At 70.4% G+C, this 4,427-nt stretch carries 5 protein-coding genes; 2 read left to right on the top strand and 3 right to left on the bottom strand.

The genetic code is table 11. The annotated features are described in order from the left end of the window. Positions 1-238: 238 nt before the first annotated feature. Together JF597_RS53225 and JF597_RS53220 are read right to left on the bottom strand one after the other, a co-directional pair. Positions 239-787, bottom strand: coding sequence for a GNAT family N-acetyltransferase (locus tag JF597_RS53225; RefSeq protein WP_294014207.1), 549 nt, complete (start codon positions 785-787; stop codon positions 239-241). 320 nt (positions 788-1,107) lie between these two features. Beyond that, complete coding sequence (locus JF597_RS53220; protein ID WP_294014205.1) at positions 1,108-2,127, bottom strand: cation diffusion facilitator family transporter; 1,020 nt, start codon at positions 2,125-2,127, stop codon at positions 1,108-1,110. A 319-nt stretch (positions 2,128-2,446) separates the two neighbouring features. Between JF597_RS53220 and JF597_RS53215 the strand changes: the two genes are divergently transcribed. Next, positions 2,447-2,689 carry a DUF5302 domain-containing protein gene (locus JF597_RS53215; protein WP_069762208.1) on the top strand — a complete coding sequence of 81 codons (243 nt, stop codon included), beginning with the start codon at positions 2,447-2,449 and terminating at the stop codon, positions 2,687-2,689. A gap of 353 nt (positions 2,690-3,042) precedes the next feature. Beyond that, positions 3,043-3,942 (top strand): LLM class flavin-dependent oxidoreductase, encoded by a 900-nt coding sequence (locus tag JF597_RS53210; protein ID WP_294014203.1) that lies wholly within the window; start codon positions 3,043-3,045, stop codon positions 3,940-3,942. A 200-nt stretch (positions 3,943-4,142) separates the two neighbouring features. Here the strand turns inward: JF597_RS53210 and JF597_RS53205 are convergent. After that, the coding region (locus tag JF597_RS53205; RefSeq protein WP_294014201.1) for a TfoX/Sxy family protein at positions 4,143-4,427 on the bottom strand (285 nt) is incomplete at its 5' end.

Below are 4,427 nucleotides of genomic sequence, written 5' to 3'. Positions count from 1 at the left end.
CACACGTCCGCTGATGATCGTGGCCCGCGAACTCGGCCCGCTCCTCGACGCGGCGGTGAGCCAGGACGGGTGAGCGGCTGTTCACGGCCGACGGCACCTCTACGCACGAGGGTCACCGGCGTCACCGGCAACCGCCCCGCCGAAGTGCCGTGAGGTCATGATCAGGGTGTCGGGGGACAGCAGGGCGGCCCGAACAGCTCGGTGAAGCGCTTCGTGACTCCCGGCCGCCGTGTCGACCTCAAGCGGGCGGTGTGACCGGGGACCACTCGCCCATCCACTGTTCGGCGTCCCACTTCTCGAAGCGTTTCACCTCGGTGAACCCCAGCTTGGCCGCGAGGCGCATTGAGCGGGCATTGGCGGTCTGCGTGTAGAGCACCACCGGCACTCCGGGATGCGCGTCGGCGAACCAGTCGAGTGCAGCCGCGCACGCCTCGGTGGCGTAACCGCGTCCCCACGCCTCCGGAAGGAACAGGTAGCTGAGCTCGGCCTCCCCGGCGTCCGGACGGACGTTGCCGCGACGCTCCGCTTCGCGCCGGCTGACCTCGACCGTGCCGATCATCGCTCCGTCGAGCTCGATCACGAAGAGACCGGGGCGCCGCCCGGGCGTCTCAGGCACCGAGCGCTCGAGCTCATCACGCGGCTGAGGGCCACCGAGGTAGGTGTGCACCTCCGACGAGGCGAGCAGCTCGATGAACGCCGCACGGTCCCGGGCCGCGGACTCGCGGAGCACGAGCCGCTCGGTTTTGATCGGGTCAAGTGGCCAGGCGACAAAGCCGAGTTGAGTCATGACGGGCAACTTATCGCACGCCCGGGAGGATGATCCGAAGGAGATGGCTTGGTCGGCGCGACGGGCTTCGGGGCGTGGACGGATCTTCAGCTGGGCGGCCAGATCGGCCGGGGTGTGCCGAGGCTTTCGCCGGGGTGTGCCGAGGCTTTCCTCAAGGCGAGCGGGACGCGGCAGCGGATCGGATCGGATCGGGTCGGTGAGGGCGTGGCCGAGACGGGCCGGGGCGTCGACGTCGGAAACGATGGCCGGCACGCCTTCGGCGGTGCACGGAGATCTGAATCCACGAAGTCTCGTCCCGTCGGCGGGTGCCCGCGCGAAGGTCAGTGCTTGTGCGGTCCGCCCCGGTGGACGGGGCCGTGCGGGTCCTCGCAGTGCGCGGCGTCGCCCGCTCGTTCACCGGCCAGGGCGACCTGCAGGACCTGTTCCGGGACGTGGTCGACCTGGAGCGTGGTGTGGGTGATGCCGTAGTCGTGCTGGAGGAGCTCCTCCAGGTCGCGACGGACGGCGTGGCAGTCGCGGCCGGGTTCGACCAGCACGTGCGCGGAGAGGGCGGACTGGCCGGAGGTGATCTGCCAGACATGCAGGTCGTGCACCTCGACGACCGCCGCCTGGGCGACGAGCTTGTCGCCCAGTGCGTCCGGGTCGACATCTGCGGGGGCGGCCTCCAGGAAGATCCGGCCGGACTCACGCAGCAGCCCGTACCCGGCCTTGACCATCAGGGCGACCACCACGAGCGTGGCGATGGCGTCGGCGCGGGCGAACCCGGTGAGCAGCACGATCAGACCGGCCACCGCGGTGCCGATGAACGCGAAGAGGTCGTTGAGGATGTGCTGGTAGGCACCCTCGACGTTGAGCGAGGATCGGTTGGCTTTGGAGATGCACCAAGCGGCCGCGATGTTCACCACGATCCCGACGAGGGCTGTGCCGAACACCAGCCCGCCCTCCACCTCGGGCGGATCGATCAGCCGGTGCACGGCCTCGTACGCGAGCCATGCGCCGAGCAGCAGCAAGGTCAGGCCGTTCGCCTGAGCAGAGAGGATCTCGGCGCGCTTGAGGCCGTAGGTGAAAACGCCGCGGGCCGGGCGGGCGGCCAGCCGCATGGCGATCAGCGCGAACACGATCGACACGGCGTCGGTCAGCATGTGCGCCGCGTCCGAGATCAGGGCGAGGGACTGAGCCACGACACCGACGACGACCTCGCCCGCCATGAACACGGCGATCAGGCCGAGCGCGATGCCCAGCCAGCAGCGGTCGGCGTCCGCCGAGACGCCATGGGAGTGGCCGGCGTGCCCTCCTCCGTGCTTGTGTCCTGGATCGTGCCCGCGAGTGTGATCGCCCATGGTGTACGCCTTCCCCCTCGCAGCGGATGCCTTGCCCGCAGTGAAACGTACTCGTGCACGAATCGCCAAAGGCTGCATCGGTGACCGTTGTCATGTCGGTTAACAAGCCTCTGACCTGCGGAAACATTTCACCTGGTGGGAGTGTCCGGACATCCAGGGATGCTGCGAGGGGGATGCGGCGACGGCGTACGGCGTTCTCTCGAATGAACTGCGCCGGGACATCACGTGGTGCCGGGCGGCGAGGCGGATACCGGGGCTGAGAAGGAACACCCCGGCATGACAAGCTGTGATTCCCACTGCCCGAACCCAGGAGGTCACGATGACCGCAGAAGCTGCATCCCCAGAAGGTTCGGAGCCGGCTGAGCCCGAGACGTCCGAACTCGCGCCCGACAGCGACGGCAATTACGACCTCAAGCGCAAGTTCCGCGAGGCCTTGGCGCGCAAGCGCGGTGCGCAGGCGGACGCCGCCGATCTCGCTGCCAACCCTCAGGCCTCGAAGATTCGTGGAGCGCACGGCCCGGCCGCGAGCCAGCGGTCGTTCCGGCGGAAGAGCGGGGGCTGAGCCGGAGCGGTTCCGCGCTCCGACCACATGGCTGATGGAGAAACGACCGCCCGTGGGGGAGTCCATGGATTCCCCCACGGCGATCTGCGTTCCGGTCTTCAGTAATCCGTGGTGAAGCGGCGCTGAACGAAGCGGGGCAGTTCCGCCTCGTCGATGAGGGTTCAGGGGACTGGTCCGACTTCGACCCCGGGCTTCTCGGCAGGTGCGCCCCGCCTTGCCCGACCTGCCGCCCGCAGCCGTCGCCCTCGCCCTGCGGATCTGGGGGCACCTGCTCCGAGGTCGGTTGACGTGGTCGTCCCCCCTTGCCCACATGCCCCGTTGAACGAGCTGTCACCACACCATAGGTTCCGCGTATGACGAACGTACGGATCGGCGTGATGTACGACCGCGACTGGGCCCCGGAGGGGCTGCCCGGCTTCGCGCGGCAGGCAGAGGCGCTCGGCGTGGACGACGTGTGGGTGGTGGAGGACCTCGGGTGGAACGGCGGGGTGTCGGCAGCGGCCGTGGCCCTGGGAGCCACGGAACGCATCAAGGTGGGTATCGGCATCGCCCCCGCCCCGTTGCGCAGCCCGGCGCTTCTGGCGATGGAACTGGCCACGCTGGCACGGGTGTTCCCCGGACGGCTGGTGGCCGGGATCGGGCACGGCGTGCAGGAGTGGATGGTCCAGGTGGGCGCCGCGGCCCGTTCCCCGCTGGCCCTGCTGGAGGAGACGATCACCTCGGTACGCGCGCTGCTGCGCGGGGAGCGCGTTGAGCTGACGGGTCGTGAAGTGCACCTGGACGGAGTCCGGTTGACGCATCCGCCGACCGAAGTGCCCCCGGTGGTCGCGGGCGTGGTCCGCTCCCGCTCCCTGGAACTGTCCGGCCGTGTCGCGGACGGCACCGTGATCACTGAGGGCCACGGCCCGCGCGATCTGGAGAACGCCCGCGCTCTGACCGCGAAGGGCGGCGCCGCGTCCGATCACGCCCTGACCGTCTTCGCCTTCGCCTGCGTCGGTGACGATGCCGACGAGGTGGCCCAGGTCCTGCACCCGCACATCGAGGGCCACGGTGCCTGGCTCGGCCGCCCGCCGCACGAGGTGTTCACCGTCTCGGGCCCCGCCGCGCAGGCCGCCGAGCGTCTCCGGGCTCTGGCGACGGCCGGCGCGGACACGGTCGTCCTGCGGATCGCCGGCCCGGATCCGCTACGGCAGTTGGAGGCCGTGCTGGCTGCGGTAGGACCGCGGAACTCAAGTCCGGGAGCCGGCCAGTGACCCATCCGATCGGCGCTTGGAGCGCGGCCGCCGAACCGGTCCGGGTACGCCTCCGACGAAGCCCCGCCCCTGTGGTCACAGCGGCACCTGGACCGGATGGCCGCTCGTCCATCCCCTCGGCCAGGGACTAGGGACCGGGGGCCAGTGGCCAGGGACCAAGGGGCAGGGCTTGGGCGGCAGGCTGGCGGCGAAGGCGGCCGTTACTTGGGCGGCAGGCTGGCCGCGAAGGCGCGCCCCTCGTCGATCCACGCTCCCAGGGCCTCGTCCTCCGTCACTGCGGACCCGGCGACCAGGACCCAGCCGCGCATGGGACGGCCGGTCATGTCGAAGACGCGCGCCCCGGGGCGGGCGAGGGCCGCGTCGGCGGCGTGGGGACCGACGCGGACCATGAGCTCGTCGCCGGTCACGCCGACGGCCACATTGCCTTCGTGCAGGAAGGCGATGCCGCCGAACATGCGTTTCTCGGTGACGCCGGGATCCGCGGC

Origin of the sequence: Streptomyces sp. (genome assembly GCF_019510245.1) — a bacterium.
Taxonomy (GTDB): domain Bacteria; phylum Actinomycetota; class Actinomycetes; order Streptomycetales; family Streptomycetaceae; genus Streptomyces.
This window is presented reverse-complemented; position numbering and strand designations above follow the sequence as displayed.